7 protein-coding genes are annotated in these 3,354 nt (G+C 70.8%); 3 read left to right on the forward strand and 4 right to left on the reverse strand.

The annotated features are described in order from the left end of the window. The coding region (locus tag ACT4N8_RS08280) for a hypothetical protein (protein WP_444857661.1) at positions 1–322 on the forward strand (322 nt) is incomplete at its 5' end. Here ACT4N8_RS08280 and ACT4N8_RS08285 read toward each other — a convergent pair. Together ACT4N8_RS08285 and ACT4N8_RS08290 are read right to left on the reverse strand one after the other, a co-directional pair. Further along, positions 319–705, reverse strand: coding sequence for an HK97 family phage prohead protease (locus ACT4N8_RS08285; protein ID WP_444857662.1), 387 nt, complete (start codon positions 703–705; stop codon positions 319–321). The two genes, ACT4N8_RS08280 and ACT4N8_RS08285, sit on opposite strands and share 4 nt — an antisense overlap. After that, positions 702–1,019, reverse strand: a complete 318-nt coding sequence (locus tag ACT4N8_RS08290; protein ID WP_444857663.1) for a DUF6127 family protein — start codon at positions 1,017–1,019, stop codon at positions 702–704. The genes ACT4N8_RS08285 and ACT4N8_RS08290 overlap by 4 nt, the downstream gene beginning before the upstream one ends. Positions 1,020–1,049: 30 nt before the next feature. Between ACT4N8_RS08290 and ACT4N8_RS08295 the strand changes: the two genes are divergently transcribed. Then, positions 1,050–1,199, forward strand: a complete 150-nt coding sequence (locus tag ACT4N8_RS08295; RefSeq protein ID WP_444857664.1) for a hypothetical protein — start codon at positions 1,050–1,052, stop codon at positions 1,197–1,199. On the opposite strand, the gene ACT4N8_RS08300 is transcribed toward ACT4N8_RS08295, so the two are convergent. Further along, on the reverse strand, positions 1,163–2,353 hold the full coding sequence (locus ACT4N8_RS08300; protein ID WP_444857665.1) for a phage portal protein: 1,191 nt from the start codon (positions 2,351–2,353) through the stop codon (positions 1,163–1,165). The genes ACT4N8_RS08295 and ACT4N8_RS08300 overlap by 37 nt on opposite strands. 17 nt (positions 2,354–2,370) lie before the next feature. On the opposite strand from ACT4N8_RS08300, the gene ACT4N8_RS08305 reads away from it, so the two are divergent. Next, entirely contained in the window at positions 2,371–2,757 is a 387-nt protein-coding gene (locus ACT4N8_RS08305; RefSeq protein ID WP_444857666.1) for a photosynthetic reaction center cytochrome c subunit family protein, read from the forward strand. On the opposite strand, the gene ACT4N8_RS08310 is transcribed toward ACT4N8_RS08305, so the two are convergent. Then, positions 2,744–3,354 (reverse strand): phage terminase large subunit family protein (locus ACT4N8_RS08310; RefSeq protein WP_444857667.1); only part of this gene is annotated, 611 nt, incomplete at its 5' end. The genes ACT4N8_RS08305 and ACT4N8_RS08310 overlap by 14 nt on opposite strands.

Consider the following 3,354-nt stretch of genomic DNA (forward strand, 5'->3'; position numbering starts at 1 on the left):
GATGTACGTCGTCTGGTGGAGCGGCCGAGGCTATCTCACCCCGATCATCCTGATCGCCACGCTCGCTTTGTTCGGCCTCGTCCTGCAGGCGGGACGGCCGATGATCGCCGACACGCTCTGGTACTGGGGCATCGCCTTCGTCGCCGCCGCCGTCGCCAACTGGATCGTCGGCGTCCGGGTGAACCACAAGAAGAGACGCGCGGCGAGATCGACGCGGCTCATCTACGGCGCGCGCCACCGCTTCATGTCGATCCCGATGGAAAGCTTCTCCATCGTCCTCGTCCTGTGCGGCATCGGATTGATTGTGACGGACTTGGCTTAGCTACTCTCCACCGCATGCACCCGTGCCCGGGGCTGCATCGGCAGCGTCACCAGGCTGATCTCGACCAGCTCCAGCTCGTTGAGCTCGCGCGGCCCCTCGCCCTTCGCTTCGCGCACCCGGTAGCCGAAGCTCAGCCCCCGGACCGCGCCCGCGCCGAGCAGCCGCGCCGCCTGCCTGTCGACGAGCCGCCCGATCACGCGCAGCCCGCGCCGGTCCTCCTTCAGATATTCGATCCGCCCGATCGGCCGCCCCGGCTCGTGCTGCCAGAGCAGGGGCACCGCCCCCGCCCCCCGCTTCAGGCTCCGCGCGAACGCCCCGGCCCTGATCACGTCGCCGCCCCGGTCCGGCCGCTCGAACACGGCCGCATAGCCGGCGAACCTCATGAGCGGATCATCTCGAGCAGACCCATCCGGACCGCGATCCCCGCGACCAGCAGCGCCAGCACGATCCTCACAGCCCAGCTCACCACCGCCTGCCCGGCCGATTTCTTCGCGTCGCGCCAGGCGCGCAGCAGCTCCCTCAGCGCGTCCATGTCCCGCCGCGCATTGTCATCCTTGAGCCCGAGCGCGGCCAGCGCCCGCTCCGCCCCGATTTCGCTCGCCTCCTCGATCAAAGCACGCAGGGTGGCCATGTCGGCGCCCTGCCCTTCCGCCTGCCCGACGAGCAGCGCCAGCAGCGACGCGTTCTGATTGCCCATTTGGTTTCGTCCTCGATATGATCGGCTCGGATGACCCGCACCGTGATGCTCCTGATCCTCGCTTTGGTGCTCGCGCTCGCCGCCTGGTGGCTGTGGCGCGAGTGGCGGATCGACAGTTGCTCCGCGGACCGCGGCGAGTGGAATTACTCGACCGAAGCCTGCGACCCCTTGCCCCGCTGAAAGCCGAGCATTTCGCGCTTCTCGTCGTCGCTCAGGAATTCCGCCCGGCTGACCTGCGTCCAGAGCCGCTCGCGGTCCTCGGCGAGCGCGCTGACCTGGTCGACGTCGAGCGCGAGCCTGAGGCCCGGCCACCAGCTCGCCAGGGCGTCGCCGATCCCGCGCAGGATCCGCTCCGCCATCGGCAGCACGGTCAGCCGCCACAGCGCCCGGTTCGCCTCGCGATAATTGGCGTAGGTCGCGTCGCCCGGCAGCCCGAGCAGCATCGGCGGCACTCCGAAGGCCAGGGCGATCTCGCGCGCCGCCGCGGCCTTCAGCCCGACGAAATCCATGTCGGCGGGGGTCAGGCTCATCGCCTGCCACTTCATCCCGCCCTCGAGCAGCAGCGGCCGCCCGGCATTGTCCGCGCCGGAAAATTCCGCCTCCAGCTCGGCGCGAAGCCGCTCGAACTGCTCTGCCGAAAGCCCCGCCCCGTCGCCCGGCTCGTAGACCAGCGCCCCGGAGGGCCGCGCCGCATTGTCGAGCAAAGCCTTGTTCCACCTGGACGCTGCATTGTGCACCGCCACCGCCGCCGCCGCCGCGCCGAGGCAGCCCAGCCCCTCATGGTCGTCGAGCGGATGCGCGGACTTCAAATGCACCACGCCCGGCCGCCCCAGCCCGTCCTGCGCCGGAATCCGGCTCTTCGCCTCCCCGACCTTGTAGAGATAGGCGGCGGGCCACCCGCCCGCGTCGGCTTCGACGGTTACCCGCTCCGGCCGCAACGCGAACAGCTCGACAGGTGCGCCTTCCCCGTCCTGCAGCACCTGCACGAACGCATTGCCATGCAACAGCAACTGCGTCGCCACCGTTTCCAGCAGGGCGGGACGCATCAGCCCGACGGCTCGCTCTTCCTTGTGCCCCGGCGACGGCCGGGGCCCAGTCTTGTCTTCTCGCTGGACCCCGGCCTCCGCCGGGGAACGAATCGCATAAACCGGACACCACGCCACGCTCTCCGCCACCAGCCGCACAGCCCGCTGCGCCACCGGATTGGCCAGATAGGCCTCCCGCACCTGGGCCTCGTAGCTCCTCGGCCAGGGCTCGCACGAAAAGAAGTGCCGAAACCCCGCGAACAAAAACGGCCGCGCCCGCGGCGCGGCCTTCCGCCCGAACCATTTCATGTGCAGAACCTCTTGCTATGCGTGCACTACCGATCGCCTTCGCCGCCCTGCTCGCCACCGCGGGCCTTGCCCCCGCCGGCAGCCAGAGCGACGCCAAAGCCGGCGACACCTACGAAAATCTCCAGCTCCTTGCCGATCTGCCCGAGCGCGAGCTCCGCCCGGTGATGGAGCGTTGGTCCGCCGCCCTCGGCACCGGCTGCAGCCACTGTCACGAAAGCTATTCCGACGCCGTCGACACCCCGATGAAGCTCCGCGCCCGCGAGATGCTCCGCATGGTCCGCGCGATCAACGCCTCGACCTTCGCAACCCCCGGCGCGCCGCAAGTCACCTGCTGGACCTGCCACCGCGGCCAGCGCGTGCCCGCGCCGCAACCGCCGCTCCCGCCGCGGCCTACAACCTCCTGATCCGCGGCTCCGCTCGCTCGCGCCCCTGGGTCAGCTCGATCATCGCCCAGACCATCGCGTCGGCGCGGTCGGGGCTGCGTCCCGGCCCCTCGTAGCCGCCGCCGCTGGTCAGCCCGCAGAGCTGGTCCTCCAGTTCCGGGAAGGCGCCGGCGAATTTCGCCTTGCCGGTCGCGAAGAGATTGGCGATCGGCTCGGCCCGCTGGCCTTTGCCGAACCGCGCCTGCACGGCCTTGACCGGCAGCGCGCAGTCCGCGCCCCTGAGCACGCTCGCCACCATCTCGCCGCCCTGGTTGGTCTCCGCGACGACGAGGTCGGCCGACCAGCGCTCCGCCGCGCGGACCACCTCCCGCGCCCAGCCGTCCGGCGCCAGCCCGGCGACGCTCGCATCGTCCAGCACATAAGCGATCCCGTCATGGCCGATCCCGCAGGCAAGGATCCCGCACGCCCCCGCCGCGCTCGCCGGCGGATCGACGCCGATCACGACGCGCTTGCAGCTCGCCGGCGCGCGCCCCCCGGCCCCCTCGTTACCCGCGCGGGTGCACAACGCGCCCACCACCTCCTCCATCAGCACCCCCTCCACCTCCAGCCGGCCCAAGC

This window comes from Sphingosinicella sp., from assembly GCF_052387495.1.
In the GTDB taxonomy this organism is placed as follows: Bacteria; Pseudomonadota; Alphaproteobacteria; order Sphingomonadales; family Sphingomonadaceae; genus Allosphingosinicella.

Coding starts and splice junctions, on each gene's coding strand:
- ACT4N8_RS08285 (WP_444857662.1), bottom strand. CDS start 705: ATGAGGTTCGCCGGCTATGCGGCCGTGTTCGAGCGGCCGGACCGGGGC.
- ACT4N8_RS08290 (WP_444857663.1), bottom strand. CDS start 1,019: ATGGGCAATCAGAACGCGTCGCTGCTGGCGCTGCTCGTCGGGCAGGCG.
- ACT4N8_RS08295 (WP_444857664.1), top strand. CDS start 1,050: ATGACCCGCACCGTGATGCTCCTGATCCTCGCTTTGGTGCTCGCGCTC.
- ACT4N8_RS08300 (WP_444857665.1), bottom strand. CDS start 2,353: ATGAAATGGTTCGGGCGGAAGGCCGCGCCGCGGGCGCGGCCGTTTTTG.
- ACT4N8_RS08305 (WP_444857666.1), top strand. CDS start 2,371: ATGCGTGCACTACCGATCGCCTTCGCCGCCCTGCTCGCCACCGCGGGC.